Below are 26,609 nucleotides of genomic sequence, written 5' to 3' on the forward strand. Positions count from 1 at the left end.
CGGGTTCTTTAGTACCATTCCCGTCAAAAGACGAAGCTAGCCAACGTTTCTACTGCGCAATGGTAAATAGCTTCATAACACAACCAATATATCTACCGGTTCGCTCTAGCAAGATTTTTAACTTGCATCAATGGATTGTATCCTCCAACCACAACTCAGATACTTTAAGGACGCTACGGCTGAGTTTTATACCTATTTCACCTTCAGAAGCGAATTCGATTACTTCATTATTCGACTGAATCTCTAGAATCTCTGCTCTAAACCAAGCCTCGTCATTACAGATAATGATCGATGCACCCTTGTTGAGAGTGAAGTTATCAACGTTAAGTATTACAACTTGCCCTCCGTGATGAACTTCTAGAGGGTACCCAAGCAGATTGGATTTCGATGGCTTGAATTGCACAAGTCCATATTCCAACAAAGAAAGCCTAGCATCTTCTTTTGTTATGAAACCTTCTTCAATATTGGAGTATAACTTGAAAATTTCATATGTAGTCAACAATCCTCTTTCATCCGATTGAGCATCAAGAATCTGTTGTTCACTAAAGGGAGGATTCTTTCTTTGAAGGGGAGGAAGATATCTCTGATGGTTAACTACATATAGAGCAAAGACATCAAACTTATTTCGTTCTCTAGCTCTTCTATACTTAATCTTACTTATTTGTGAACACTCGCTATCTTTAGAAGTACCACCGATACCTTTAACTTCTACAACTAATAAGCCGTTTTTTAAAGAAATCTGAAGATCTTCCTCTTTGATTTCTGGATTGGCTTCGTCCATGTTAACAATATTTTCAAAACCAAGCCAAATGAAAAAATGTTCAATAGATTTGACCAATAAATCACTCGTTTCAGTTATCAAGCTATGCAGAAATTGATATTTGGATTGATTTATTTCGAGCTCTTCTTCTATCTCGTTTAAAGCTGATTTGTACTCATTTTCTAGCTTTACTTTTCTTGCGAGAAGATTTGCTTCATTTGGAAGAATGTAACTTTCTAGCTTCAACCAAGAGAACTTCTTAGAGTAAGGGAAGATTTTAGGAAATAATTCAGGCAGTAATTCGTCAATAAGTTCAAGCAAAAAATCTTTCTTGCTATCCTGTAATTGAGGGAAAGCGAAAACCATTGATTTCTCTAAAGAAGAATCAATAACCCCAACAATTTCATTGTCAGAATTTAGCAGTAGAGGAACAAAATCATTCCTCTCAATCTGCTTCTGCTCATCCTGTGACCATTTCACAGGATGCTTAAACACAATTTCGTAAGTAAATTTTTTGTTATATTTTTGAAGGAAGTTTTTAATATTCTCTTCGATATCTGAAACCATCGTATTTTTGCCCGTTTTATTATAACTTCCCCTTAAACAGGGGATAAATTCATATAAGGAATGTTGTATAGGTTCTGCTTCGTAAGAGCTACTACGATTTAGTGTTACAGGATGATACTCACACGTCTCATCTGCGGAACAAAAAACAACAATAAGAGTGTCTTTGGAAAAAAAGTCTCCTAATTTTCTTCTTAAAATACTTGATGATAGTGGTCTTGGATCAAAAATTGTTTCAGGATGGCTGCTCGATAAAAGAGTTTGTTCACTTCCTTTGAAAAACGAGTGCGTGTGTTCAGACTTAATGTATTCAATCGGCTCTCGATCTTGCAAATCGACAATTACAATGTCGTACTCGTGAAGATTGGGCGGAAAATCAAAGTTTAGCAAGCATGAATGCTGATCTCGCCTACCTGAATTCGGTACTTTAACTTGGGAACCTAACGTGCCAGGGAAACAATGCAAACCCTTAGCTTGTAAAGCCTCGATAATTTCTTGATCTAGATCAATCGCACAGATTTTAGGTCTTTCTTTTATTTGAATACTTAAAGATTTGTCTGTCATATCTAATTTATTAAATGTATTTCTGCTCCACCTTAGGCTATTTTACACCTCTTGCTCCGTTAAAATAGCAGGTGATAAAGCGTGTATAAGTTAGTACTAGGGGTTATCCAATTCTCTCACCGCGAAATACCTGTCAGAATACTTGCGCATTAACAGCGCTCCTGATTGAGGTTGAAGCTGAATGTGATTAAAGGGTCACGGATTTGTCAAGTATCAGCTTCAATTTTAGAAGTTGGCAGATTTCGCTTGTAGCTTGGGATCTTATTGTCATACAACTTCCTAAAATCTTGACTTCACATAGGCGGATAATCGATCGACACCCCGCTCGATCGCGATCATACTAGATTCACAAGCCTGCTCCAACCGGATTTAGCCCGTTTACCGCAACCTTGTACGATCTATTTGCCTACGCGGTCAAGTTCTTCGCGCAATACCCTTCGTAACGTTGCTTCTAGCGGCTCACGTCTTTGCTCAATATGCTGACGTAACGCTTCGTTAATCAAACTTTGATAGTTGCCGCCACCCGCCGCATGAACCTGCTCTCGAAACCATGCTAAGACTTCATCATCCAACCGAATGGTGATACGAGTCTTGCCCGCACCCATCGGCTCAACTGCACCTCGCTGACCCTGACTAAAATCGTACTCTGCTTCCATGATCTACCCCTTTTCATACTGTGTTTGTTCATGACGTATGGCTTTTCGAGCCGAAATCAACCGAATCTCGTTGCCACGCCACGTATACACCACCACTAGGACTCGACCCAAAGCATCCATACCGATCGTGATGAACCGTTCTTCCTCGAACCGCTCATCGGTTATCGTAATCGCCAAAGCATCCAAAAACGTAGATACGGCATCTGCAAAATCGATTCCGTGTTTGTTTAAATTGGCGGCAGCTTTTTCTCTGTCCCACTGGTATGACATGCCTTTATTATAGTATGCACATTTGTACACCGAGATGGTAGTGTGGCTATATCTAAAAGCGCTGGGACTGATCGACATTTTCTAAGTTACGTTCTTACTCAGCGTATAAGGGCGGACGCTGTAGCTTGGAATTTTGTTCTCATGCAATTCTCTAAAATCTTGACTTCACGTAGGCGGCTAAACGATCGACACCCCGCTCAATGGTCGTCATGTCCGTCGCATAAGACAGCCGAATGTGATCATCTGCCCCAAACGCAATGCCCGGAATCAACGCAACTTGCTGTTCGTTCAATAGCCCATCGCAAAACTCAAGGGATGACATTCCCAATTTGCTGATGTTGATGAAGATATAGAAAGCACCATTGGGCGTTAAACACGTTAAACCGGGAATCGCGTTCACTAGATTGAGAATCACTTGGCGACGATCGGCAAAGGCGAGACGCATTTGTTCAACACAGTCTTGTGAGCCTTCGAGAGCGGCGATCGCCCCATATTGGGCAAACGTACATACATTAGAAGTGCTGTGTCCTTGAATGATGCTGACGGCTTTGAGGAGTTCTAAAGGAGCCGCTAAATAGCCGACTCGCCATCCCGTCATTGAGTAAGCTTTTGCAAATCCGCTGCTGATGATCGTGCGATCGAACACTTCAGAACTCACTGCGCCAATACTCAAATGCTGGGCACCGTCATAGAGCAGCTTTTCGTAAATCTCATCCGAGACGACCAGAATATCGTGTTCGACGATCACCTCAGCGATCGCTCTCACTTCTTCTGGGGTGTAAACCATCCCCGTTGGATTTGAGGGCGAATTGAGAATAAACAGGCGCGTTTTGGGCGTAATAGCTTGTCGTAGTTGGTCAGGCGTAATTTTATAGCCGCTTTCTGCCGTGGTCTGGACGATTACCGGAGTTCCTTCTGCCAGCTTCACCATTTCGGGATAGCTCACCCAAAAAGGAGCCGGAATAATTACTTCGTCGCCTGCCTCGATCAGCGCCATCATCAGGTTATAGAGCGAGTGTTTGCCCCCATTGGTGACAATGATGTTTTCGGCGCTGTAGCAGAGTTGATTGTCGGTTTGCAGTTTGTGGGCGATCGCCTCTCTCAGTTTCGGTTCTCCCGCCGCCGGACCGTATCGAGTTTTGCCCGCCATGAGAGCATCAACTGCCGCTAATTTAATGTGATCGGGTGTGTCAAAATCGGGTTCTCCTGCACTAAAGCTACAGACATCGATTCCGTCTCGCTTCATGGCTTTTGCTTTGGCATCGATCGCCAACGTCAAAGAAGGAGTCACTTGCTTAACCCGTGCTGCCAGCTTCATAGGATTTTGAGTTATGAATTTTGAGTGCGTCGAGACATCAGAAGCTACGTCGAGACGAGATGCCCTAACGCTTGTGCTTAAGTCTTAAATCGTAACAGTGGATTCTAACTCAAAACTCAAAACTCAAAACTTAAGTCTCGTTGCGTCACGCGATCGTGACATCGGGCGATAGGTAAACATCTTGAATCTGATGAAACAGCTTAACGCCTTCCTCAAAAGGGCGTTGGAATGTTTTGCGTCCAGAAATCAAGCCGCTTCCTCCGGCTCGTTTGTTGATCACAGCCGTGCAGATCGCTTCTGCAAAGTCAGCTTTTCCTGACGCACCGCCTGAGTTAATCAGCCCAACGCGACCTGAGTAACAGTTTAGAAGCTGATAGCGAGTCAAATCGATCGGGTGATCGGTCGTCAGATCAGAATAGACGCGCTTGTCGGTTTTGCCGTAACTTTTGCCCGTAGCTTGAGCAACCGCCCCATAGCCATTATTGACTTCGGGCAGTTTTTGTTTGATGATGTCGGCTTCGATCGTCACCCCCAAATGGTTTGCCTGACCTGTCAAGTCTGCCGCTAGATCATAGTCTTTGTCTTCCTTAAACGCGGGATTGCGGAGATAGCACCAGAGAACGGTTGCCATTCCTAACTCGTGGGCACGAGCAAACGCACGGCTGACTTCTTGAATTTGCCGACTCGACTCAGGCGAGCCAAAATAAATCGTCGCACCGACTGCAACCGATCCCAAATTCCAAGCCTGCTCAACTGAGGCGAACATGAACTGATCAAACTGATTGGGGTAAGTCAGCAGTTCGTTGTGATTAATCTTGGTGATAAACGGGATTCGGTGAGCATATTTGCGAGACACACTGCCCAACACGCCCAACGTCGTCGCCACCGCATTGCACCCTGCTGCGATCGCCAACTTCAAAATATTCTCACTGTCAAAATAAATTGGATTCGGAGCAAACGACGCGCCTGCCGAATGCTCAATCCCTTGATCGACGGGCAAGATTGACAGATAGCCCGTGTTTGCTAGTCGCCCAGACGAGTAAAGTTGTTGAAGACTGCGAAGCACCTGCGGAGAGCGATCGCCGTAAGCAAAGGTGCGGTCGATAAAATCGGGACCGGGCAAATGTAAAAGATCTTTAGAAACTTTTGCCTGATGGGTGAGCAAGTCTTCTGCTTCGTCACCTAACCAAGCCTCGATCGACTGAGGTGCAGAGAGTGTAGCGGTCATTGCAAAAATCCCCAATTAAAGGACGAGTCACATCTTTAACCTCCCCAATTTAGCGTTTGTGTTAAATTCCGCTTGTGTCTAGAAGGGTATATTTTAGATGGGATTAGCGCTGCGATCGGCATGGGTGACTTTAGCGGCAGGTGAATTTGCTCGATCGATCGGGTTTTACAGCCGACTGCTCGATCGAGAACCCGTCTCTCAGATTCCTAATCGCTATGCAGAATTTCAGATCACTGGTTTGCGACTGGGAATTTATCAACCCCAACAAAATCAACCGCTTCTTTCAACCTCGTTTCCTGCCATCAGTTTGTGTTTGGAGGTTGAAGATTTAGAAGCGGCGATCGATCATCTGACTCAACTCGGCTATCCGCCGCCCGGAGAGATTCTCACGCCCTCACACGGCAGAGAAATCTACGCTTATGACCCAGACGGGAATCGATTGATTTTGTATCAGCGATTCTAAGCCAGCAAAACCTCTTTCGCGACAGCTAAAAATTCTTGTCGATCGGCATAGCCATTCAATCCGCCGTTGATGGTGCGAGTGATTAGCTCAACGTCATTGCGATCGGCAAGCTCGTTTAGCTGATTTTTCTGCCAAAACCAGCCTGCACTTAAGCAAGCCAAGTCATTATCTGAGAGCCGAGCCGGATTTTTGAGCAAATCAATGCCGAGATCTTGACCACAGGTGCCATAGTTGGTTCTGCCCGTGATCTGAATTAGTCCTCTCCCTTTAAAGCGCCGACCATCGCCAAGTTCTGTGTTGCCTAGATCGGTTCTGCCTTCGAGATAATCACCAGGGTCAATTTCTTCTAAATAGCTAAATGAGCCAGACTCATGCGCCAACTGAGCGAGAAAATGCGACTGTCGCAGCGGCGTAGTGATTTGATAGCCTGCCATCGTCAGTTGCAGGTGAGGCAACAATTCAGCTACTCGTGTCGCATCTGCATAAGGAGCAATCTCAAGAATCTGCTGAACGGTGATTTTGGGAATTTTGGCTTCAGCGAAAATCCCTGCATAAGGAGGACGATCGCTCGGTCGCGGCGGCAAATTTGAGAGCGATCGCAGCAGATCATCGACCAAGCCATCTTGAGCGCCAGATTCCCGAAGATTGATGATTAGTTGCTTGAGGCGATTAGCCACCTGAACGCGCCCGGCACTAATGGGCGAATTGGGAAACATGCCCTTAAACGGCTCACGATCGCTCGGTCGAGCAGGCAAATTAGTCAGCGATCGCAGCAGATCGTCAATCTTATAATCTCCAGGTTGGATCTCGTCGCCTGTGGTGCGATTGATCAAAATCAGTAAGCGATCGGCAGCTTGTTTTCTCCAGATAGTCAGTTGTTGCGGAGACAGCATTGAGCACCTCAATAGTGATTGACAAATTTTCCTCAGCGTTCCCCTAACAGGAATCATCGCCTCAGTAGATTCAACACTTCTCCAGCCTCAATTCCAGAATTCTTGCTGCTCAACCAGTAAAACTGCACGATCGATGCTCATTCTTTAGAGAGATTTGCATTCTGAGTAGTTATGAGAGAATTTTACATAATTTAATACTTATCTAATATACTTTTGATCAGAAGACGTAGAAATTATGGAAAAGAAACGACGCGATTTAATTCAGTTTTTGAGAGAGGAATTGGCGCTTCCGGTCGCCGCGATCGAGCTAGCCGCACGCCGCTCTGAGCAAAACACAACCGCACTGCCGATGGTGCTTTGGCAATATGGCTTAGTGACGCTGGCGCAGCTTGACCAAATCTTTGATTGGATGGAAACGATCAGTAGTTGACAGATGATAGCCGCCCGTTGCGGATCTGCACGACTGGATGATTGGAGAGCCGAATCAAACTCTCATCATGAGTCGTCACAATCACCGTAATGCCAATCTGGTTCAGCTTCTTAAGAATCTTGATCACTTGCCACGAATTATCAGGATCGAGATTTCCAGTCGGTTCATCTGCCAAGAGTAGCGGAGGAGTGCCAACGATCGCGCGGGCAATGCTGACTCGCTGCTGTTCGCCGCCCGACAACTCTTCTGGAAAACACTCTGCTTTGTGCTGCAAACCCACCATTTTGAGAGCAGCAGGCAAGCGTCGATTGATCTCCTTGCGGGTGTAGCCCTGCGCCCACAGCACAAATGACACATTTTCGGTCACCGTGCGCCGAGGAATCAGCTTGTAATCTTGAAACACAATGCCAATGCGACGACGCAATAACGAGAGGCGATCGCCCCGCAGTTTTGCCGGAAAGTCATTATCCACTTTGACTTCACCCTGAGACGCGCACTCTTCGCCGTAGAGCAGCTTGAGAAACGTCGATTTGCCAGAACCCGAAGGACCTGTCACAAACAAGAAGTCACCTCGCTTGACCTCTAAGTTGACATCAATCAGCGCCTGACTGCCATTGCGATAAGTCTTGCTGACGCTCTGAAGTTGAATGATGTTATCGACGGGCTTGCTAGGAGATTGGCGATCGCGCTGTGCGTTTCCAGAAGCATCGGTGAGAACTTGCGGCATGAGACGTGACGATGAAAGTCAACCCATTAGAACACAAAGACCAGACTTCAGTGTTGCTAAATGTAGATATGAATGACCCTCCTCACGAAGTGGGGCAAGCCCTCGCCAACCCTTCTCCCTGGGGAGAAGGGAGCCAGAATTTTTGTTCCCTCTCCTTTTGGGAGAGGGCTAGGGTGAGGGCAAAATCTGTGCTTCCTAGACAAATTCAGCAACGCCCAACCGTCAAAATCTCGTGCTGATTGGGTTACGTTTTGTCAGCCGATAGAGAATCGATCGTCCCGCAAACTGCGGCAGTGCCATCATTCTCCGCCAGCGCCAGGGTTCTTGATAGAGACGATAAACCCACTCTAGATGGTTGTCTCTCAGCCACCCTGGGGCGCGGGTTTTGGTGCCCGCCCAAATATCAAAGCTGCCGCCGACCCCAATCCAAAGCGCTTTAGGGCAGAGGTGACGATGCTGAGCAATCCATAATTCTTGACGAGGAACGCCCAAGCCTACAAACATAATTTGAGGCTGTCGCATTTGGAGCATTTCCAGGAAAGCGGGTTCGTCTTCAGCCGAAAGATAGCCGTTTTGCACCCCCGCGATCGCCAACCCTGGTAGACGTTTTTGCCACCGATCGGCGGCAGTTTGGGCTACCTCTGGAGCACCTCCAAAAAAGAAAACTGAGACAGCGGGAGTTGGAGAGGACTCGATCGTAGAGACTCGATGAGGATGCAAAGAATTTTCAGACGGGGAAATGTCTCGTTGCTCAAGATTAAACAGAGCCACTTTTTTAAGAATTGACTCTGCCAGTTCAATACCGGGGCATCGGGCAACTCGCTTGCCATAAAGTCGCAAGTAAAATATGATCCCCGCCCCGTCAGGAATCACTAACTCAGCCTGGTGAATAATCTCTGCCAAAGCAGAATTTTGCTCGGCTTGCATCGTCATTTCTGCGTTGAGCGTCACCACATGGCAGCCCAACTGCTGATGAAGCAGATCGAACAACCAGCCCGAATAATCGTCTAGCAAGTGCAGGGGCAACCCCATCACCGAAAATTGGCGGTCAGCCTTTGTTATCGGATTTCTCACGATCGTTCCTCACACCAGCTTATTCAGCTATGGATTGTACCTGAATGGCACTCTTTGTACACCCTGAACTTTCACTCTGCATTCAAAAACTCTAAATAGGAATGGCTGATTTCTTTTACCGCCAGATCATAGAACTGCTTGCCATGCTCAGGAGTCGCCAGCGCCGGGTTTGACCCCATTCGCCCATCGGGATATCGCCGCCGAAAATCGATCGCGCCATAAATTTTGTGTCCTTTAGAAACATCTTCGCTCAAAGGTGCTTGCTTAACTGCCTCAGGATAGAGGTATTGAGTCAGCGCCACCTCGCTTGGCGTGGCGTGAGAGCCTTCCTGATCGCCATATAGCTCTTTCGCCAGCTTATAGACTGAGCCGCACATATACCAATTGCTGACCTGACACTGCACTCGATCGGCTCCAGGAATGCCCAAATCAGCGAGGTGAGCGTAAGTTTCAGAAAACGCAGCCTTCATCGTTGCCACATTGCCGCCGTGACCATTGATAAATAAAAACTTCTGAAATCCGCTTTTGGCAAGGCAGGTAATATAGTCTCGTAGCATTAAAATCATCGTGCTGGGTCGGAGGCTCATACTCCCCGGAAACGCCGTGTGGTGCAGCGCCATGCCGACATTGATCGTGGGGGCAACCAGCCCATGAGTCGCGTCTCCGACTCCGCGCGCGATCGCTTCTGCACAAATCGCGTCCGTTCCAATCAGTCCGATCGGGCTGTGTTGCTCAGTAGACCCGATCGGGAGAATCATTCCTTTCGACTGCTCAAGATACGTTTCAACTTCTAGCCAAGTCGTGAGATGAAGCAACATAGGCGCTTTAGTAAGGTTTCTCTCACTATAAGACCTAGCAGACGGCGAATTCAGGTACGGTAAACAGCTATGATTTGGATCAGTTGAACCTTTGCTGCTGAAGCCAAACATTGGGTACGTGGATCTCAAACAAGTCTTTAAAACTCCTAATCCGATTATTGGTGTCGTGCATCTATTGCCCCTACCCACCTCTCCGCGTTGGGGTGGCAGTCTTAAGGCAATCATCGATCGCGCCGAACAGGAAGCAACCGCTCTAGCGGCAGGCGGCGTAGATGGCATCATTGTCGAAAATTTCTTCGATGCGCCGTTTCCGAAAGATCATGTCGATCCGGCGGTGGTTAGCGCGATGACGGTGGTGATCCAAAAATTGATGCACATGGTGACGCTTCCGATCGGGATCAACGTGCTGCGAAATGATGCTCAAAGTGCATTTGCGATCGCGGCTTGCGTCCAGGCTCAGTTTATCCGCGTCAACGTCTGGACGGGCATCATGGCAACTGACCAGGGCATGATTGAAGGGCGCGCCCATGAGCTGCTGCGCTATCGTCGAGAATTGGGCTGTGATGTTAAAGTGTTTGCCGATGTGCTGGTCAAACACGCTCGCCCGTTGGGTTCGCCTAATTTGACAATGGCTGTGCAAGATACGATCGAGCGCGGGTTAGCCGACGCGGTGATTCTCTCTGGTTGGGCAACGGGCAACCCTCCGAGCTTAGAAGATTTAGAACTCGCCAGCGCTGCCGCTAATGGAACGCCCGTCTTGATTGGCAGTGGTGCCGATTGGGAGAATATTCCCAAGTTAATGACGGCAGCCGATGGCGTGATTGTGTCGAGTTCGCTCAAGCGTCAAGGCAAACGAGAAAACTCGATCGACCCGATTCGAGTCAGCCGTTTTGTAGAAGCCACTCGTCGCAGTGTGCCTTCAGATCAAACAAAGTCGATTTCTTCGCTGAGTCTGCATTCCTAAATACAAACAGTAATCGATGCTGCACTTTGACCTCCTAGAAAAACTTATTGCTCAACCCGTGTCATCTGACGAAATAGAACGGCGATTTCTGATCAGTGGAGTCAGTTGGCAACAGTATGAAGCCCTGCTAGAGGACATGAGCGATGATTTTTCAGGCTTGCGTGTGACTTATTTAGAAGGGACTTTAGAAATTATGGCTCCTAGCCGCAAGCATGAATTCAATAAGTCAGTCATTGGCTCTTTGCTAGAAGCTTATTTTCAAGAAACTCGAACTCGCTATTATCCTTTAGGCTCAACCACGTTTCGTAAACAGGCAAAAGCAAGAGGAGCAGAGCCAGATGAATGTTATTGTGTCGGCTCAGAGAAAGAGTTTCCTGATATCGCGATCGAGGTAGTCAAAACAAATAGCATCCATAAATTAGACGTTTACAAAGGGTTAGAAGTCCCAGAAGTTTGGTTTTCGCAGAACGATCGCTTCTCAGTTTATCGGCTGCGAGGAGAGAGTTACGAATTGCTCGATCGCAGCGAATTTCTACCGAATCTAGATTTGAATCTATTAGCAACTTACGTTCTTCAAGCTGAACCGTTGGATGCAGTTTTAGAATTTCGAGGACGCTAACGGGCAATGCTCATCAACGCTTACCGATTTTCAACCATGTAAAAACCTGATTTGGGGTTAGTGCTAGATTAATTCCATCGATAACTAGAAGCTGACGATCGCCTCTGCAAACTTCAGGTTCTTGATGTGGAGCAAACACTAAGATTGAGTAATCATCTGGATCAAGCATCCAACCTAACTTGCAGCCGTGCTGTAGACAGTGCAAGATGTTGTCGATTACGCGAGTTGCTCTTTGGTCAGGTGAAAGAATCTCGATCGTCCAATCGGGTGCTTTGATGAAATTGTCCTCTGGTTCCCCTACTTCATCGATTTGAATTTGCTCCCAGGCAATGACTGCAACGTCAGGTACGACAGAACGCCCGCCAAACGTACACCGAAGTTCAGGTAGGGCTGTGTAGTCGCTGCTGCTCTTGTCTATTGCATTCAGCAGGCGTTTCTGCAAGATAGAATGTCGAGTCTTGGGCATCGGTTTCTGAAGCGCGACTCCGTGCACGTACTCCCATGCTGGCGATTCTTCCAAGTATGGCAATTTGAGGAAGTCTTCAAGAACAAGGGCTTGAATGGGAGAGGATGACATAGTGCAAAAATTAGAGAGACATACTCTTAAATTCAAGTATAAGGGTGTGCAAAAGTTCTCTCTAAACTCTTCTAATAAAAAACCCGTCCATCAAGTTAAACCCATCCTCGCAGCCAATACACGGCAATTCCGACATACTCCTTTAAAGCTCTGGTGGTGCGTCGAAGCTGATCGGCATCGGGTAAAGCGTCGAGAACATTGGCTTCTAGGGTGATGGGTTGCTGCGGATCGATTTGAGTCGATGTAAAGTCTGTAGGAGCCGCGATCGCATCTATCCCCAACTTTCTAAAAATCATCAGCGATCGCGGTATGTGCATCGCAGAAGTTACCAGCAAAACGCGCCGGATTCCTTGAGCCTCCATAATTTGCTTGACGTTGACGGCATTCTCGCGCGTGTTGAGCGAGCTAGGGTCTTGCAGCATCGCCGATCGAGGAACGCCCATCGGCTCTAGCAAGATTGCCATATCTTCAGACTCTGAGCTGCCACTTTTGCGCCAATCAATCCGCCCGCCACTGAGAATTAGACGCGGAGCTTTCCCGTCTCGATAGAGTTTGGCAGCGTAGAGCACGCGATCGCCCTCCTCCTTAATTTCAACCCACGGTCGCGGATATAACGCAGGTTCCGTAGATCCACCGAGAACCACAATTGCATCAGCCTTTGGCAAACTGGTGGGGAGATTTTGGAATTCTAGCGATCGCGCCAACCCATCGCTTATCCCAGCATTGCTGCTCAGTAAAAGAACCAGCAGCGCCATCGCAATTGGAATGGCAGCTAGACGTGGACGCTTCCACAACAGTAGAAACGCCATAAGCAGCAGCAGACATGATAGCCCCAGTGGGTAGAAAAACAGAGGCAGCAGTTTCGAGACAAAAAGAAACATAGACAGTATGAGAATTTGTCAGCCGTTACGCTAAAGGTCACGCAGGATGTAGCTATAGTGAATGCATGTATTTGATACTACCCGTACAACAGCGATAGATTGGTTCATTTCAGGGCACTCTTGACATTACATGATTATCGACCTATCACGGGCTGACCAATGCGACGACAGCTTGCGCCTGCAATCACTTACTACATCCGTAGACTTCTCCATCAACATCGCGATCGGTTGACGTTTCCATTGGTTGACAGCACGGGCAATCAAGCCGATGCCAACACAAACTTAGGAGAGGTTCTCGCGAGTTTGTATGTCAAAGAGCAAAAAATTGACTCGGTGATGTTTGAAGTCGAGCGGCTTGCTTTGCTGCATCAATCACTCAACCAAGCCAGTGTAAAAGACTCGCAAGACCTTCAAAACACTGAGAAACAGATCTTTGGGCTATTGGGCTGCGAGATCAAAGCCATTCATGGTGTCATGAGCATTCATGGAAATACGACGCTGCCTTACACGAGTCGCTACTCTAGCTGTGAGATCGAAAAAGCCTCGTTCAAAAACATTTTGCTTGTAGATGCTGAACCCGCCAGTCGCCATTTGCTGACAACTGCGTTGACCTATCACGGCTATCGAGTTCACACCTCTAATGATGGCGAAGAGGCACTAGAAAGCGCTCAGAGCCTTCATCCTGATGCGATCTTGCTGGATGTAGTGCTGCCCGACATGAACGGTTATGCTGTTTGCGAACAACTCAAGGTCGGTCGCTCTACTCAAAAGATTCCAGTTTTGTTTGTGAGCGCTATCAATAACATTGCCAGTAAGGTTCAAGCTTTTCATGTTGGAGGGGTTGACTACATCACAAAGCCGTTCCAGATTGAAGAGGTTTTAGTGCGCGTTGAGCACCAGGTTAATCTTCGGATTGCACAAAAGCAGCAAGAAGAATGGACAAGCCAACTTCAGCGAGAAATTCAGGATCTCAAGCAACTGCGAGCACGATCGTATCAAACTACTTTGTCTTAGGTCGGGAGAACCCTATTTGGTTTCAGTCTGATGAGCGTTTGCTTTTCTTCTCTCTCTAGAGTTGGATTATGAATTCATTAAGCCTTCTTTTTGAGTCAGCCAACAGAAGGATGAATGGATCAGAAGGCTGTGTCAATCTTTAATGTGGATGCTGATTTCAATATCGATAATTGGAGAACGAAAAATGGTAATGACGCTTGATGATACAAAGCGCATGGCGATCGCCACGAAGCTTGCTGATGTAAAGGCAATTCAAGAACTCCTAATCTCTAATGAAGAAAAATTTATTTCGGCTGTTAATGACAGTGCGATTGCTGATCGATTTAGAGATATGCTCAAAGATGACCACAAGAATCTGGGCATCATTGACACCACGATCGTTCAATATGGCGTGAAGTCAGAACCGAAAGACACCGTGGTCGAGATGGTCAAAAAAATCGACGAACTAATGTCTGGTTCTAAGCTGACGATTTATGAGAAGGTCTTTCAGCATGAACTGCTAAAGCACCAGCAGGCAATGACTGGCATTGTGATTCACAAGGCGGCTCAAAAGGTTGGCGCTGATGTGGATGCGGCTCTTGGTCCGCTTAACACAGTTAACTTTGAAAACCGCGCTCATCAAGAACAGCTCAAAGGAGTTTTAGAAGTTCTAGGCGTTCGCGAGCTAACTGGGCTAGAAGCAGATCAAGGTTTATGGGCACGAGTGCAGGACTCGGTTGCTGCACTGACCGGGGTTGTGGGCAGCGTGGTCACGCAGACGAGCGACAAATCTGACATGAATCTTCAGGATGTGATTCGGATGGATCACAAAAAGGTGAACACTCTATTCATGGAGATTGACGCGACTCAAGATCCTCAAAAGCGGCAGGAATATTTTGGTCAACTCTACAAAGATTTGAACGCTCATTCTCGCGCTGAAGAGGAAATTGCTTATCCCGCAGTTCGGGGCAAATATCCCGATGGCGACCTGAAAGAACTCTACGACGAGCAAGCAGAGATGAAAGTCTTGCTGGATCAAATCCGCTCTATGAATCCTGCTTCTGAAGACTTTATGAATGCGATTCATCGTCTGAAAGACATTGTGATGGATCATGTCCGCCAAGAGGAAAGCACCTATTTTGCGGCTATCCGTGAGAAATTTAGCAGCGAAGAAAGCGAGCAGTTAGCAACTCAGTTCAAAACAGCTAAGAGCAAAATCCAAGACGAAATGAGTTCTACGAAATAGGCTCGATCGTCATTACTTTCTGAAGTAGATTGACGTTGAGACCTAACTTTTTGTAGTCCGCGATCGCGAGGGAGTTGTAATACTCTCCTCGCGATTTTTTATGGTTAGATAATACGTTAAGGTTTCTCTTACGCCTTAACCTTAAAGTTTATGAATGCTCTAAGCCAGCTTTTGCAGGAGCTACTCACCGAACGACCCTCTGAGAAGATTGCTTCATCTCTTGAGGCATTAACGTTAGCCGATCGCCGACGCGCCCAAGCATTTGATATCACTTCTGAAACGGTTCGAGCCGTTATCGATTTTAGAATTCAGCTCTTCAAGGCGATTCATTCTGATTTCACGAACCTCTGTCAGCAGACATTCAAGCTTGACACTCCTCTGGATGAAGCTCTGTGGAATTTGTGGTTGCCGTTAGCGATTCAGATTGCCGATCGACATAAGCAAAAAAAACAGCCGTTTGTTCAAGGGTTTTTGGGTGGACAGGGCACCGGAAAAACCACGCTAACTGCTGTTTTAACCCTAATTTTGAGTCATTTGGGATACCGAACGATCGGCTTATCTTTAGATGATTTGTATTTGACTTATCGCGATCGTCAACTCTTACAGTCCCAAGATCCGCGCTTGGCTCGTCGCGGTCCTCCCGGAACTCATGATCTTAAACTTGGACTAGATGTATTAACGCAACTCAAACAGGGCAATCAAACGGTAGAGATCCCCCGCTTTGACAAATCGCTGTGGAATGGAGCAGGCGATCGCACTCAGTCAGACGTGATTTCAAATGCCGATATTGTTTTGTTTGAGGGTTGGTTTGTAGGCGTGCGTCCGATCGATCCCGCTTCATTTGAGACAGCACCTGCACCCATTTTGACAGAATCCGATCGAGCCTTTGCTCGTGATATGAATGTCCGATTGCACGATTATTTACCACTGTGGCAGCAACTCGACCGACTCGCTGTGCTCTATGTGCCAGAGTATCGACTGAGTAAACAATGGCGCAAACAGGCAGAACATCAGATGATTGCCCAAGGCAAACCAGGGATGTCAGACGCAGAGATTGATGAATTTGTTGACTATTTTTGGCGGTCGCTGCATCCCCAATTGTTCATTAAGCCACTCATTCAGACCTGCGATTTGGTGATCGAAATCAATGCAGATCACTCCTCTGGAGCCGTCTATCGCGGAGTTTGAGAAGATTTATTTTGAACGCGTCCCACAATCCATAATCCGATCAAAATGGGGACGATCGCGAGTCCATTTCTCAGTCCAACATCCATTTCTAAGCTAGAGAAGGCGTTGAAATATGCCATGCCCAACACCGCAAACCAAAAAATTAAGGTAGCCCGCTTTTGACGCTTAGAAGAAGACATAAGGGATGGCAGAATCAGTAATCACGAATTTAGAGTGCCACGAAACCTTAAGATAATCCTAAAGTGTCATCGGATCAGCGATCGTGAAAGCAATCTCCCTCCTTGGTTCAACTGGCTCAATTGGGACTCAAACCCTCGCTATTGTTGCCCAATATCCCCAGCAGTTTCGGGTCGTCGGCATGGCAGCAGGGCGCAATGTCAGCCTATTCGCCCAGCAAATTCGTCAGTTTCGTCCTGAGATTGTCGCTATTTGTGACGAAGACAAACTCCCCGAACTGAGAGCGGCGATCGCGGAACTCGATCCGCAGCCCATCATCTTAGCCGGAAGTGCGGGGGTCGTCGAGGTGGCTCGATACGGCGATGCCGAAGCCGTCGTGACGGGCATCGTGGGATGTGCGGGACTGCTGCCAACGATCGCGGCGATCAAAGCGGGTAAAGATATCGCCTTGGCAAACAAAGAAACGCTGATTGCAGGCGGTCCGATCGTGCTGCCTTTAGTAGAAAAGCATGGCGTAAAGCTTCTTCCTGCCGATTCAGAACACTCGGCTATTTTCCAATGTTTGCAGGGAGTCCCCAATGGCGGACTGAGAAAAATTCTGTTAACCGCATCAGGAGGAGCGTTTAGAGACTGGGCAGTCGAAAAACTTGCTGATGTCACCGTTGCCGATGCGCTCAAACATCCCAACTGGTCGATGGGACGCAAGATCACAGTAGACTCTGCAACGCTGATGAACAAAGGCTTAGAAGTCATCGAAGCCCATTATTTATTTGGCGTGGACTATGACGACATTGAGATTGTCATTCATCCCCAAAGCATTATTCACTCGTTGATTGAGCTACAAGACACCTCGGTGCTGGCTCAGTTGGGTTGGGCAGATATGCGATTGCCGCTGCTCTATGCGCTGTCTTACCCCGATCGGTTGCCCACCAACTGGGAGCGGTTAAATCTGGTTAAAGCAGGCAATCTCACCTTTAGAGAACCCGACCATGAGAAGTATCCCTGCATGGGGCTTGCTTATGCCGCAGGTCGCGCAGGAGGCTGCTTACCCGCCGTTTTGAATGCTGCCAATGAACAAGCGGTTGCCCTCTTCTTAGATGAGAAAATCCGCTTTTTAGACATTCCTCGACTGATTGAGCAGACGTGCGATCGCTACCAGTCTCAAAACCGAGCGACACCCAGCCTAGAAGACATTTTGGCGGCGGATGAGTGGGCAAGACAAGATTTATTGACCGCTAGCCAGGACGGCGATCGCAGCTATTTTCTGGTGAGATAGAGTCAGGATGGTTCCGTAAGAGTCTGGCTTTTCTCAATCAAAATTAACAAACGACCTAAGTTCTCGACATTCCGTTGAAGAAGCTATAAAACCTTGACAAAGTAATGATTTCTTTCCCCAAAGTTAAATAAATAAATGCCATACTAATTGGCTGATTGGTGATCTAAAAATCACTCTTTGGGTAGGTGTCAGACTTCTGAATCCTCCGCAATCTTACGCAGAGTTAGCCGTGATTTCTGCATGAGTCTTCAATCAGCCGTTTAGTTGCCATATTGACATGAACGATCGCTCCCACGTCAACACCCCCGGTTTTCCTCTTTGGGCTTATCTCAATCAACCGCTTTTTCATCCTGCTCAACCATTCTTCATTCGTCCAAAGCGATTTTGGCGCTACCACAACATTCAGCAGCTAGAGCATTGTTGGATACGATCGGAACTGTACCTGCTTGAAGATTGTTGGCGACAGGATTTGAACTCAGAAGATCAATAGAGACTTAATTTTGGGTTTTGGATGAGTCTAGCTGACTGAGAACTCAGACGCTCAGAAATCCAAAACCCATCTTTAATTCTGCCGCCAACGCTTTGCAAACTCCTCGATCACCTCTTGAGGAATTTGTCCTTGAAGCCAGTTGAGCGCCTGATCTTGGTGAGGCAGCGATCGATAGCTTTTAGCGACATTTATTAAGCTGATGCTCACTGGTGCAGGCGCGGGTGTAGGAGTCGGCATAGGGCTTGGGGTTGGGGTTGGGGTTGGAGTGGGCTGAGTCGATCGTAAGGCTGTCCAAGTTGCGGCTCCGACAATGCCATCAGGGGCGAGGCGTTTTGCTTGCTGATAGCCAACGACCGCAGACTTTGTTCGAGTGCCAAATGCACCATCGGGCGTGCCTGGATCGAAACCATTGGCTTTTAGCAATTGCTGTAGTTCTAGCACCACTTGCCCTCTAGACCCGACCCGAAGCGGAACTTTGCCCTTGAGCAGTTTTTGCAAATCGTCAAGGGTGCCATTAAATTGGTTGAGATCGACATTGCCCTGAATGCCTTGTATTCTCCCAGATTCTGAGTATTGATGGAATGCCCAGGTTCGCCAAGCACCAGGGACGAAGGGTGTGCGCGTCTCAAAATTAGCCACCCAGAGGGGATAGCTAGAAAACTGAGTGGGGTTGCCTAACTTATCTTCCCAAAAGACGGGATAGGTATAGACGATCGGTTTGCGTCCGGTGGCAGTTTCGATCACCGAGATCCATTTCAGGGCGTTGTTGATTACCGTTCTGGCATCTAAGCCGTCTAGAATTTCTAAGTCTAAAACAGGCGGTAAATCAGATGCCTCTAAGCTATTTTTGACCAACTGCAAAAAGTTGTTTGCCTGAACCGTCGGGTCTTTAGCAGGGCGAAAGAAGTGATAGGCACCTCGAACAACGCCAAATGTTTTCATATTCGTCCAGTTGCGACTGAAGGAAGGGTCGGTGCTGCTTGCGCCCTCAGTTGCCTTTGCAAATGCGTAGAGAATGCCTTGATTTGCCACCGTTGCCCAATCCACATCGCCTTGATAAGTAGAGACATCAATCCCTTCTAAAACCATGCTTTTTCCTCCAAAGTTCTGCTTGTTCTACTGATTCAGTCACGAGATTTAGGATTCCTGAATCGTCTTGCCGATTAACTCACTCACCCGTTCATTTCCGATCGGATTGAGGTGAATGTGATCATGGTAAACGTCTTTCGGTGTTTTGATTTCTGCATTAAAAACCGTCAAAAAATCGATATATTGAATCGATTCTATCTGAGCGAAGGCTGAAAGACGTTGACGGGCAACGAGTTCGTAGTCTCTGGGGGCTTGTTCAAGTTCTCTCAAGAGCGGGGTCATGACGAGCAAAAATCGAGCCTTGTTTTGACGAGTGAGGTGATCAATTTGACGAATCGCGTCTAGAATGATGCCAACTCGATCGCCGCCTTTTGTCTGCACTGCCTTCAACGCGTCTGACATGGGCGGAGTTGGAAGTAGATAGCGGCTAATCACTTCGGCAAGGGCAGATGGCGGTTTGCGGTCGGGATAGTTGCGATCGTGCCCCACAGATAGAGAAGTCGGAGCCGTCGCAAACAAATCGTCGGTGTTGATTACCAGCACCAGGATCTGAGACTGAAACAGTCCAAAGCGCTGAAGATACGCCAACTCATTTCGGGGACTCCAAGAGTTTGCGGAGGCGTTGAGAACCTCTACAGAAGGTTTAAACGCGGTTAAGTAAGTTGCCAGAGTTTCAGAGAGAGTGTCTTTTTGATCAGTCCACCAGCCGCCGTTGACGATCGAGTCTCCGATCATCAAAACCCGCAAAGTTGAGTCGGGTCGGGTTGCCGCGATCGTGCCGCTTCGCATTGAGTATTCGTTAATTTGGATGCGGTTGCCAAACCGACGGACGTTTTGATTGGGCGCTAACAGGTAGCCGATCTGGCGATCGCTTACATACAGTAAAGGATTTCCAAATCCAAACGCTGACCGTAGAAAGACCTCTAAAAAAATTAACCCGACGATGAGAATTCCCCCAGTCAGCAGCACAAGTTTCATCGGCAGTGAGGTCTACAAAATTGCCTTTCTATCTTGGCGTGTAGGGTGAGCGATCGTAATTTCAAGATCACATGAAATGGTGATATTAGAGGCACCTATCAGAGACAGAAGCTAAAATGGTGCTTAAGAAAGAGTAACAAACTCCTTTTTCTTGACTAACTTAGAGTCGGTCATGTCGTTTCTACACTACATCAGAAGGGAGTTTCTAGAATGTCGGACTTAAATCGAGGCATCATGAAGTTTGAGGGTGCAGACAGTGCAGTCGCTCTCACAATTTCTGCAACGGTCATTTTAGGCGGCATTGCAGTCTTGATTTTGTGGGCACTCAAGTCCGCCTACACGATGGGTTAGGGTTTGACTATTGACTGATTCCGATCACAAAAGGGGCGTATTTCACGAGTGAAATACGCCCCTTTTGTAAGGTTGCTATAAAGCACCTAACACGACTGCCTAAACTGAGCCGCGTCCGCCAAAGAGACTGACTCCCCCAATCACGGTAGCGGAGATCGCGTTCAGCAACAGAGTGGCACTAATTTGAGTAGCGACGGTAGTGCTTCGAGAGGTCAGCATAGTGATCACTACAGGCGCTAGCATCAATGCGACCGCGAATCGTGGCAAGCTCTGTTGTAAATTCTTCGTGAAGTCGTTGACGGGTTGACAAATCTCCTTTTTTCACCAAGTCAGCCGTTGATGCGGCGACCAGTTCGGTGAAGATGGGATCTGTTCATAGTCTTGCAAGGTTGTTGTGTTGCGATCGGCTGCAAACTTGTCATTTCGATCGTAACTTTCAGTGTCGGGCGAGAGAACTTCGCTGAGGTCTTACAGCAGCCTCTTCACTGCGATCGTGTCCCGCCCGTGAATGGAATTCCGGGCTAGCCTTGCGAAGTCCATTGAAATGGACTGAATTACCTCAATCCCTCTTTCAGTCCCTTGAGTGGACTTCGCACCGTTAGACCGTGATTTTTAATCAAGGGCGGGTGAATGCTAGCCACGAGGGAGTCTTAATCGGGTGCAAGATTTCAGCTTCAACGGACTTCCCCTAGTTAGCCCGAACTTCAGTTCAGGGCGGGGCAGAATCGCAGTTTTGAAGTTGAAGCAATTCTATGGGAAGTTGAACGATCGTGCCCTGAACTCGAAACTTTGACCTCTGAACTCGAACGATCGCTCTTTGAAGTTGAACGATCGCCCTTCAAACTCGGACGATCGACCTTTGAACTCGGACGATCGTCCTTTGAACTCGGACAATCGTGCTTTTTGCTCGGAACTTCGACCTCTGAACTCGGACGAACACGTAGTGAAGCGCAGCTACCGTGCTTTGAACTCAAAACTCCGACCTTTGAGGGGAAATTGTTGAAGATGGATTAAGAAAAGCGGGGTTCGCAAAAGCAAGCGTCATAGTTTAGACAGCATTGCTGGTGTCCGTAAAATAATGTTTTGGGCTTGTTGACGATCGAATTGCTGTGCTTGCCCCTTATTTGCAGCTTAACCTATGGTTTGCCCCCGACGTTTGCAGAAACAGCCCGCTTTTTACCGCTTACTGGTTGTGGTTTGTTTGACGATCGGGCTGTTGGTTGCCTCTCCCTAGGTCGGCGCAAAGAATGAGGCAGCAGCCAAAGCCGCAAGATTGGCAAAGGGAGGTCAGGTCGCTTACAATTCCCAGTAGGATTACAGACAAAATTCTAACTACGTGATCTAGGCTTCCTTAGAGGGCGTGTGCTAATGACGACGAAGTTAATCAGGCTGCAAGATGGCACATTGGTAGAAGTAGAGGTTTCACCAGGCGAAGCGCAACAAATTGCTGGCGGCTCTATGGCAAAGAGAGTCGACTCTACTTTTGAAAAAATCAAACCTACATTAATAAATGCTTGTCGCCCCATTGCAGATGTCTGGCAAGAACTCAGTAAAGATATGCACATTTCTCAAGCTGAGGTTGAAATCGGTTTGAGCTTTGCGATTGAGGGCGACATTTACATCGCTAAATCTAAGGCTGACGCTAATCTTAAAGTGAAGCTGACTCTTAAACCAAAGGAGGCAACAGAAGAGTCAACGGTCAACAGTAAGGAGTAGTGTAAGTGAATTCAGATTTAGATGATTCAGTTACTTTAATCACTAGCGAAAGTAGCGAAATACCTGATTTCGGGAGCGGCTTCGTGATTCATCAAGATGAAGGCACAACTTTCTTATTGACCTGCGCTCATGTTGTAAAAGATGTTGGCGGTACAACAAGAGTTAAAGTTGGTGCAGATCTTGCCGAGGTCTTTAGATTGGGCGAAAAGGACGGGTGCGACTTAGCCATTCTTAAAGTTGATGGGCTAATGAGAAAACCACCGCTCAAGCTATCTAATTCTGCTACTAAAGGTAAGCGAATCATCATAGCAGGCTATTATCAAAACGAGACAAAAGTAAAAATCTTAAGAAGAATTTCAGGCGTTATTGGTGAGCGCATTGTTTTTGAGTTAGATGGCGATCGCACTGTTGTATGGGATGTGGAGATTGATGAGAGCAGTAAGTATTTTTTACAGCCTGGATACAGTGGTTCTCCGGTAGTAGACGAGCAGACCGGAGCAACGATTGGTGTCATGAGCCAGCGTGTAGGAACAGGAAGGCAAGGATTAGCTATATCTATAGAGGCAGTGAGGAAAATCTGGCAGGATATTCCAAGTTCATTACTACAAAATGAGCTAAATTACTTGCGTAACGAAATCGCTATTAAAGAGAGAAGAATTGAGAAAAGTAGAGAAGAGCTAAACCAGGTTGAACTTTATTTAAGAAGTAGCGCTAATCAGCAGTTTAACAAATCTCTACGCTGGTTGAGTAATCGAGGTTGGCTAGCAGAGAAAATTGGAAGAGAAGCTCTAAAACAGTTTTCTGATACCGCAAAATATTTGGAAGAAAATAATTATACTAGACGTTTTTACTTGGAAATTAAGTTGTATTTAGACTTCATCTATTACTCCTTAGTAACAAAGCGATTTAACTTGTTGCATGAACCAGTTGTTTCTCAGTGTCAGTCTAATCCTGACGTGTATATACTAGCTTTGCAAATCCTTAAACAAAGAATTCCAGGACACATTGTTGAAGATGAGAGGAAAGCGCTAGAAGCCCGAATCGATTATTTAAAGAGCAGACTTCTTTAGATCAAAATGCCGAAGACTTTTCAGCTTTCAAAACTGTATCCTCTGCATCGAAGAATTTCTTCAATTGCCTGGATATTCCAGTTTAAGTTGTCAAGACTTTGTTCAGCTATTGCTAACTTCTGGACGAGTTTCTCTAACTCATCCATGAGTTCATCATCTGAGAGGGAGTCGTAGGGCATAGCTTAGATGTAGTTAATTTTACTACTAACGATTTCTAGCTATTAGGTGATGATCCGGATCGCAGAAAAAGTCTTAGTTCAGGATGAAAAACTCATGAAGTTTCTGTAAAAGGCTCTAGTTTTTCCGGTCTTGCTCCTCTAACTCTTCGAGTCGATTTTTCAATTGTCGAACACGTTGTTCGGACTGGTGTTTCTGAATTACTAGTCTTTCAAGTTTGTCGCAAGCTTCATCTCGTTCACCTCTTTGCTCAGGTCGCGGCGATTCTTCCGGCTGCATAATGTCCTTTTAATAGTACATATGCTCTAATATACGTAGGTTTTTTGTACTATCAGGAAAAGTGTAAAATTCTTAAAACTTTGGAAAGACAGCAAAGGCGAAGCCCAGCACGGATAGTATTTTCGCCACGACAAGATCATAAAATTCTTCATTGTGCAAACCTTCCTCGGTGACGCACCCCAGGCACAAAACCGCCTGCTCGATCACATGGGCGATCCACGCTTTCGGGGAGTCTACTTCCTCCTCGCCACCCTGCTTCCTCTTGCTGATGCTCAAGACCTACGCGAACGGCTGATCCAATACGCCGCAGACACCAAAGATCACACTGTCAGCGATACTTTTGTCCAACTGTTGCGAACACGATAACGATGAACCTAAGTTGCATTCAAAGCGATGAACTCTAATCGCTGGGCGTTGCCGTGATCGATAAACGTCTGTTCACCTACGTCAACTAATTCGACAATGACTTCTCGATCGCCCACATTCCACTCACCCTGACGCGCCTCCACTTCGACAATCACTTCTGTCTCCACTTCTCTAACTCGATACGTTGTGGTTGCCCAAGCTCCCGATCGAAACTCAAAACTCTCTCCGTCGTCTTCATACAGCGTGAATGCTCCATTGCCTGCCCAAACTTTGAGACGAAGCTGCTCGATCGGACGTTCGCCTACAAACTGCATCACAGGCTGCATCGGGATAATGGCTCCTGCTTTGACATAGAGCGGCATCTGTTCGAGGGGAGAGTGGGCAAGAATGGAAGTTTTGCCTTCGTAGCGATCGCCGCTCCACCAGTCATACCAAACGCCTTCGGGGAGATAAACCGCCCGATATTCAACACCCGGACGGCACACCGGAGCCGCCATCAGCCAAGCCCCCAACATCACCTGATCGTGCAGTGCGTAGGTTTTAGAATCGTTGGGATAGTCATACAACAACGGACGCAGAATCGCTTCGCCTGTGGTGGCAGCGTTCCAGAATAGGGTGTAGAGATAGGGTAAAAGTTGATAGCGAAGATTGATGTAGTCGCGACAAATGGCTTCGACCCGATCGCCAAACATCCACGGCTCATGAGGCTTTGATTTTAGGGCAGAATGACCTCGCATAAAGGGATACAGCATTCCCACCTGCATCCATCGCGCAAATAACTCTGGCGTTGCATTTCCAGCAAATCCGCCGATATCTGCGCCAATAAAGGCGATTCCCGACAGGCTTGTATTGCAGAGCATCGGCAGCGATATTTCTAGATGCTCCCACAGCGATTGGTTGTCGCCCATCCACACCGACGACCAGCGCTGAATTCCGGCAAAGCCCGATCGCGTTAAAACAAACGATCGCTGGTTGGGTCGCAGTTTTTCTAAGCCCTGATAAGAGGCTTGAGCCATTGTGATGCCATAGAGGTTATGAGTTTCGGCGTGGGTGCCGCCTTCGATCGGGTCGCCTTGGGGCGCATTCATCGGGAAGAAAATTTTGTTGCCGTTGTCGCCAAATGGGCGATCGTCAAGGGTCGGCTCGTTCATGTCGTTCCAAATACCCACAACACCCGCATCGGTCAGGATTTTTTGGCGATCGCCCCACCACTCACGCACCTCTGTCTTCAAAAAGTCAGGAAAGACCGATTTGTCAGCCCACACATAGCCATAAACGAGCTTCCCGTCAGCATCTCGAACAAAATATTCGTTCTCTAACCCTTCGTGATAGATCGGATATTCGCCATCTGGTTCGTACTTGACTCCTGGATCAACGATCGGAATTACTTTGAATCCATCTTGCTTTAAATCGCCGATTAGTTTAGCCGGATCAGGAAACCGTGTCGGACTCCACGTAAACACTCGATAGCCCTGCATATAGTCAATATCCAAATGAATCACATCACAGGGAATCTGACGATCGCGAAACTCTTTAGCAAGGTTTCTCACCACATCTTCTGATTCATAACTCCATCGACACTGGTGATAGCCCAGTGCCCATTTTGGCGGCAGAGGCATCCGTCCGGTGAGTTGAGTGTAAGTGTCAAGAATATCGGCAGGAGTTGCCCCAGAAAGGATGTAGTAGTCCAACTCAGGGCTGTTTGCCTGCATCTGCCACACGTCAGATTTTGCGGCTCCTAAATCGAACTGGCTCCAGAAGCTTGAGTTGAGAAAAATCCCGTAGATCAAACCCGGACGCAGCGTCAGAAAGAATGGAATCGCTTGATACATCTCATCGTCGATCGACGAATAATCCAGCGCGTCAACTGTCCAATTGGTTTTGACTTCAAAGCGTTTGTCGAGCAGCCCCGATCGTTCTCCAAATCCATAAAAATGATCGTCGGCATGAATCGTTTTCCACGCTGAAACCTGTCCAGTTTTCCATCCCATTCCCATCTCGGCATCGTGGGCAAATGGCTGTCCCGCTGAGTCATAGCAGGCAATTCGGCACGGGCGACGCTGAATCTCGACGCGCATCTTCTCAGTTTGGATCGTGATCGTGTCGTCGGTTTGCTGCACCTCAAATTTAGGAATATCCCACTGATCATCCTCGCGAGTCACTGCCCACGATCGGCGCGGCAAAAACTCACCTTGAGGCGCTAATCGAACCCGAATCAGCTTTGGAGAGAGAATGCTGAGTTTGAGTTGAGCCTCGCCGCAATCGAGATGAAGGTGGCGATCGACAAGTTCAAAATTCTGCACGTCTCCTAACGTTGTCCAAGGCTGATTAGTCGTCGGCAGCTTTCCAAAAACTTGCGGCATAGGAATAATTTTGCGGTTTGATAAGACATCCCTAAACCTCGAAT

At 47.2% G+C, this 26,609-nt stretch carries 29 protein-coding genes; 14 read left to right on the forward strand and 15 right to left on the reverse strand.

The window, feature by feature from the left end:
• Window positions 1-127 precede the first annotated feature (127 nt).
• The 5 genes from A8707_RS05270 to A8707_RS05290 form a co-directional block, all read right to left on the reverse strand.
• A complete protein-coding gene (locus A8707_RS05270; protein WP_068815751.1) occupies window positions 128-1,888 on the reverse strand; it encodes a hypothetical protein in 1,761 nt (586 codons plus the stop codon).
• A gap of 398 nt (window positions 1,889-2,286) precedes the next feature.
• The gene (locus A8707_RS05275; RefSeq protein WP_068815752.1) at window positions 2,287-2,544 is read right to left on the reverse strand and encodes a BrnA antitoxin family protein; all 258 of its coding nucleotides are present in this window, start codon (window positions 2,542-2,544) and stop codon (window positions 2,287-2,289) included.
• 3 nt (window positions 2,545-2,547) lie between these two features.
• Window positions 2,548-2,814 carry a BrnT family toxin gene (locus A8707_RS05280; RefSeq protein ID WP_068815816.1) on the reverse strand — a complete coding sequence of 89 codons (267 nt, stop codon included), beginning with the start codon at window positions 2,812-2,814 and terminating at the stop codon, window positions 2,548-2,550.
• A 151-nt stretch (window positions 2,815-2,965) separates the two neighbouring features.
• Complete coding sequence (locus tag A8707_RS05285) at window positions 2,966-4,132, reverse strand: pyridoxal phosphate-dependent aminotransferase (RefSeq protein WP_068815753.1); 1,167 nt, start codon at window positions 4,130-4,132, stop codon at window positions 2,966-2,968.
• Window positions 4,133-4,277: 145 nt separating this feature from the next.
• A complete protein-coding gene (locus A8707_RS05290) occupies window positions 4,278-5,360 on the reverse strand; it encodes a class I fructose-bisphosphate aldolase (protein ID WP_068815817.1) in 1,083 nt (360 codons plus the stop codon).
• A 97-nt stretch (window positions 5,361-5,457) separates the two neighbouring features.
• Here A8707_RS05290 and A8707_RS05295 point away from each other — a divergent pair, with 97 nt between their 5' ends.
• Window positions 5,458-5,823 (forward strand): VOC family protein, encoded by a 366-nt coding sequence (locus tag A8707_RS05295; protein WP_068815754.1) that lies wholly within the window; start codon window positions 5,458-5,460, stop codon window positions 5,821-5,823.
• On the opposite strand, the gene A8707_RS27895 is transcribed toward A8707_RS05295, so the two are convergent.
• Window positions 5,820-6,716 (reverse strand): glycoside hydrolase family 19 protein, encoded by an 897-nt coding sequence (locus tag A8707_RS27895; RefSeq protein WP_197484626.1) that lies wholly within the window; start codon window positions 6,714-6,716, stop codon window positions 5,820-5,822. The genes A8707_RS05295 and A8707_RS27895 overlap by 4 nt on opposite strands.
• A 235-nt stretch (window positions 6,717-6,951) precedes the next feature.
• On the opposite strand from A8707_RS27895, the gene A8707_RS05305 reads away from it, so the two are divergent.
• Window positions 6,952-7,146 (forward strand): DUF2949 domain-containing protein, encoded by a 195-nt coding sequence (locus A8707_RS05305; RefSeq protein WP_068815755.1) that lies wholly within the window; start codon window positions 6,952-6,954, stop codon window positions 7,144-7,146.
• On the opposite strand, the gene ftsE is transcribed toward A8707_RS05305, so the two are convergent.
• From ftsE to A8707_RS05325, 3 genes are all read right to left on the reverse strand, one after another.
• Window positions 7,136-7,873, reverse strand: coding sequence for a cell division ATP-binding protein FtsE (ftsE, locus tag A8707_RS05310; protein ID WP_068815756.1), 738 nt, complete (start codon window positions 7,871-7,873; stop codon window positions 7,136-7,138). The genes A8707_RS05305 and ftsE overlap by 11 nt on opposite strands.
• Window positions 7,874-8,095: 222 nt before the next feature.
• Window positions 8,096-8,947: a WecB/TagA/CpsF family glycosyltransferase gene (locus A8707_RS05320; RefSeq protein WP_331711678.1), complete on the reverse strand. Its 852-nt coding sequence runs from the start codon at window positions 8,945-8,947 to the stop codon at window positions 8,096-8,098.
• Window positions 8,948-9,018: 71 nt separating this feature from the next.
• Entirely contained in the window at window positions 9,019-9,765 is a 747-nt protein-coding gene (locus tag A8707_RS05325) for a creatininase family protein (protein ID WP_068815758.1), read from the reverse strand.
• 91 nt (window positions 9,766-9,856) lie between these two features.
• Here A8707_RS05325 and btpA point away from each other — a divergent pair, with 91 nt between their 5' ends.
• Together btpA and A8707_RS05335 are read left to right on the forward strand one after the other, a co-directional pair.
• Window positions 9,857-10,729, forward strand: coding sequence for a photosystem I biogenesis protein BtpA (gene btpA / locus A8707_RS05330; protein ID WP_331711679.1), 873 nt, complete (start codon window positions 9,857-9,859; stop codon window positions 10,727-10,729).
• 16 nt (window positions 10,730-10,745) lie between these two features.
• Window positions 10,746-11,348 (forward strand): Uma2 family endonuclease, encoded by a 603-nt coding sequence (locus A8707_RS05335; protein ID WP_068815760.1) that lies wholly within the window; start codon window positions 10,746-10,748, stop codon window positions 11,346-11,348.
• A gap of 13 nt (window positions 11,349-11,361) precedes the next feature.
• Here A8707_RS05335 and A8707_RS05340 read toward each other — a convergent pair whose 3' ends face one another.
• The gene (locus A8707_RS05340) at window positions 11,362-11,925 is read right to left on the reverse strand and encodes a Uma2 family endonuclease (protein ID WP_068815761.1); all 564 of its coding nucleotides are present in this window, start codon (window positions 11,923-11,925) and stop codon (window positions 11,362-11,364) included.
• Window positions 11,926-12,020: 95 nt separating this feature from the next.
• A complete protein-coding gene (locus tag A8707_RS05345; RefSeq protein ID WP_068815762.1) occupies window positions 12,021-12,806 on the reverse strand; it encodes a YdcF family protein in 786 nt (261 codons plus the stop codon).
• Window positions 12,807-12,965: 159 nt separating this feature from the next.
• Between A8707_RS05345 and A8707_RS05350 the strand changes: the two genes are divergently transcribed.
• The 3 genes from A8707_RS05350 (at window position 12,966) to A8707_RS05360 (ending at window position 16,233) form a co-directional block, all read left to right on the forward strand.
• The gene (locus tag A8707_RS05350) at window positions 12,966-13,820 is read left to right on the forward strand and encodes a response regulator (RefSeq protein WP_068815763.1); all 855 of its coding nucleotides are present in this window, start codon (window positions 12,966-12,968) and stop codon (window positions 13,818-13,820) included.
• A gap of 184 nt (window positions 13,821-14,004) precedes the next feature.
• Window positions 14,005-15,045 carry a hemerythrin domain-containing protein gene (locus A8707_RS05355; RefSeq protein ID WP_068815820.1) on the forward strand — a complete coding sequence of 347 codons (1,041 nt, stop codon included), beginning with the start codon at window positions 14,005-14,007 and terminating at the stop codon, window positions 15,043-15,045.
• A gap of 150 nt (window positions 15,046-15,195) precedes the next feature.
• Window positions 15,196-16,233 (forward strand): glycerate kinase, encoded by a 1,038-nt coding sequence (locus tag A8707_RS05360; protein ID WP_068815764.1) that lies wholly within the window; start codon window positions 15,196-15,198, stop codon window positions 16,231-16,233.
• On the opposite strand, the gene A8707_RS05365 is transcribed toward A8707_RS05360, so the two are convergent.
• The gene (locus tag A8707_RS05365; protein ID WP_068815765.1) at window positions 16,218-16,412 is read right to left on the reverse strand and encodes a hypothetical protein; all 195 of its coding nucleotides are present in this window, start codon (window positions 16,410-16,412) and stop codon (window positions 16,218-16,220) included. The two genes, A8707_RS05360 and A8707_RS05365, sit on opposite strands and share 16 nt — an antisense overlap.
• Before the next feature lie 83 nt (window positions 16,413-16,495).
• Here A8707_RS05365 and dxr point away from each other — a divergent pair, with 83 nt between their 5' ends.
• Both dxr and A8707_RS05375 read left to right on the forward strand, forming a co-directional pair.
• A complete protein-coding gene (gene dxr / locus A8707_RS05370; RefSeq protein ID WP_068815766.1) occupies window positions 16,496-17,686 on the forward strand; it encodes a 1-deoxy-D-xylulose-5-phosphate reductoisomerase in 1,191 nt (396 codons plus the stop codon).
• Between the two features lie 277 nt (window positions 17,687-17,963).
• Entirely contained in the window at window positions 17,964-18,176 is a 213-nt protein-coding gene (locus A8707_RS05375) for a hypothetical protein (protein WP_068815767.1), read from the forward strand.
• A gap of 72 nt (window positions 18,177-18,248) precedes the next feature.
• On the opposite strand, the gene A8707_RS05380 is transcribed toward A8707_RS05375, so the two are convergent.
• Together A8707_RS05380 and A8707_RS05385 are read right to left on the reverse strand one after the other, a co-directional pair.
• Window positions 18,249-19,265, reverse strand: a complete 1,017-nt coding sequence (locus tag A8707_RS05380; RefSeq protein WP_068815768.1) for a GH25 family lysozyme — start codon at window positions 19,263-19,265, stop codon at window positions 18,249-18,251.
• A gap of 48 nt (window positions 19,266-19,313) precedes the next feature.
• Window positions 19,314-20,243, reverse strand: a complete 930-nt coding sequence (locus A8707_RS05385; protein ID WP_068815769.1) for an SGNH/GDSL hydrolase family protein — start codon at window positions 20,241-20,243, stop codon at window positions 19,314-19,316.
• A gap of 210 nt (window positions 20,244-20,453) precedes the next feature.
• Here A8707_RS05385 and A8707_RS28915 point away from each other — a divergent pair, with 210 nt between their 5' ends.
• From A8707_RS28915 to A8707_RS26700, 5 genes are all read left to right on the forward strand, one after another.
• Window positions 20,454-20,594, forward strand: a complete 141-nt coding sequence (locus A8707_RS28915) for a hypothetical protein (protein WP_197484627.1) — start codon at window positions 20,454-20,456, stop codon at window positions 20,592-20,594.
• 789 nt (window positions 20,595-21,383) lie between these two features.
• Complete coding sequence (locus A8707_RS05390; RefSeq protein WP_068815770.1) at window positions 21,384-21,608, forward strand: hypothetical protein; 225 nt, start codon at window positions 21,384-21,386, stop codon at window positions 21,606-21,608.
• Between the two features lie 354 nt (window positions 21,609-21,962).
• Entirely contained in the window at window positions 21,963-22,310 is a 348-nt protein-coding gene (locus tag A8707_RS05395) for a CU044_2847 family protein (protein ID WP_068815771.1), read from the forward strand.
• Window positions 22,311-22,315: 5 nt separating this feature from the next.
• Entirely contained in the window at window positions 22,316-23,380 is a 1,065-nt protein-coding gene (locus A8707_RS05400) for a S1 family peptidase (protein WP_068815772.1), read from the forward strand.
• A 609-nt stretch (window positions 23,381-23,989) separates the two neighbouring features.
• Window positions 23,990-24,202 carry a hypothetical protein gene (locus tag A8707_RS26700; protein ID WP_197484629.1) on the forward strand — a complete coding sequence of 71 codons (213 nt, stop codon included), beginning with the start codon at window positions 23,990-23,992 and terminating at the stop codon, window positions 24,200-24,202.
• 8 nt (window positions 24,203-24,210) lie between these two features.
• On the opposite strand, the gene A8707_RS05410 is transcribed toward A8707_RS26700, so the two are convergent.
• Window positions 24,211-26,565, reverse strand: a complete 2,355-nt coding sequence (locus A8707_RS05410; protein ID WP_068815774.1) for a glycoside hydrolase family 31 protein — start codon at window positions 26,563-26,565, stop codon at window positions 24,211-24,213.
• Window positions 26,566-26,609: the final 44 nt, after the last annotated feature.

This window comes from Phormidesmis priestleyi BC1401, from assembly GCF_001650195.1.
Lineage (GTDB): Bacteria > Cyanobacteriota > Cyanobacteriia > Leptolyngbyales > Leptolyngbyaceae > Phormidesmis_A > Phormidesmis_A priestleyi_B.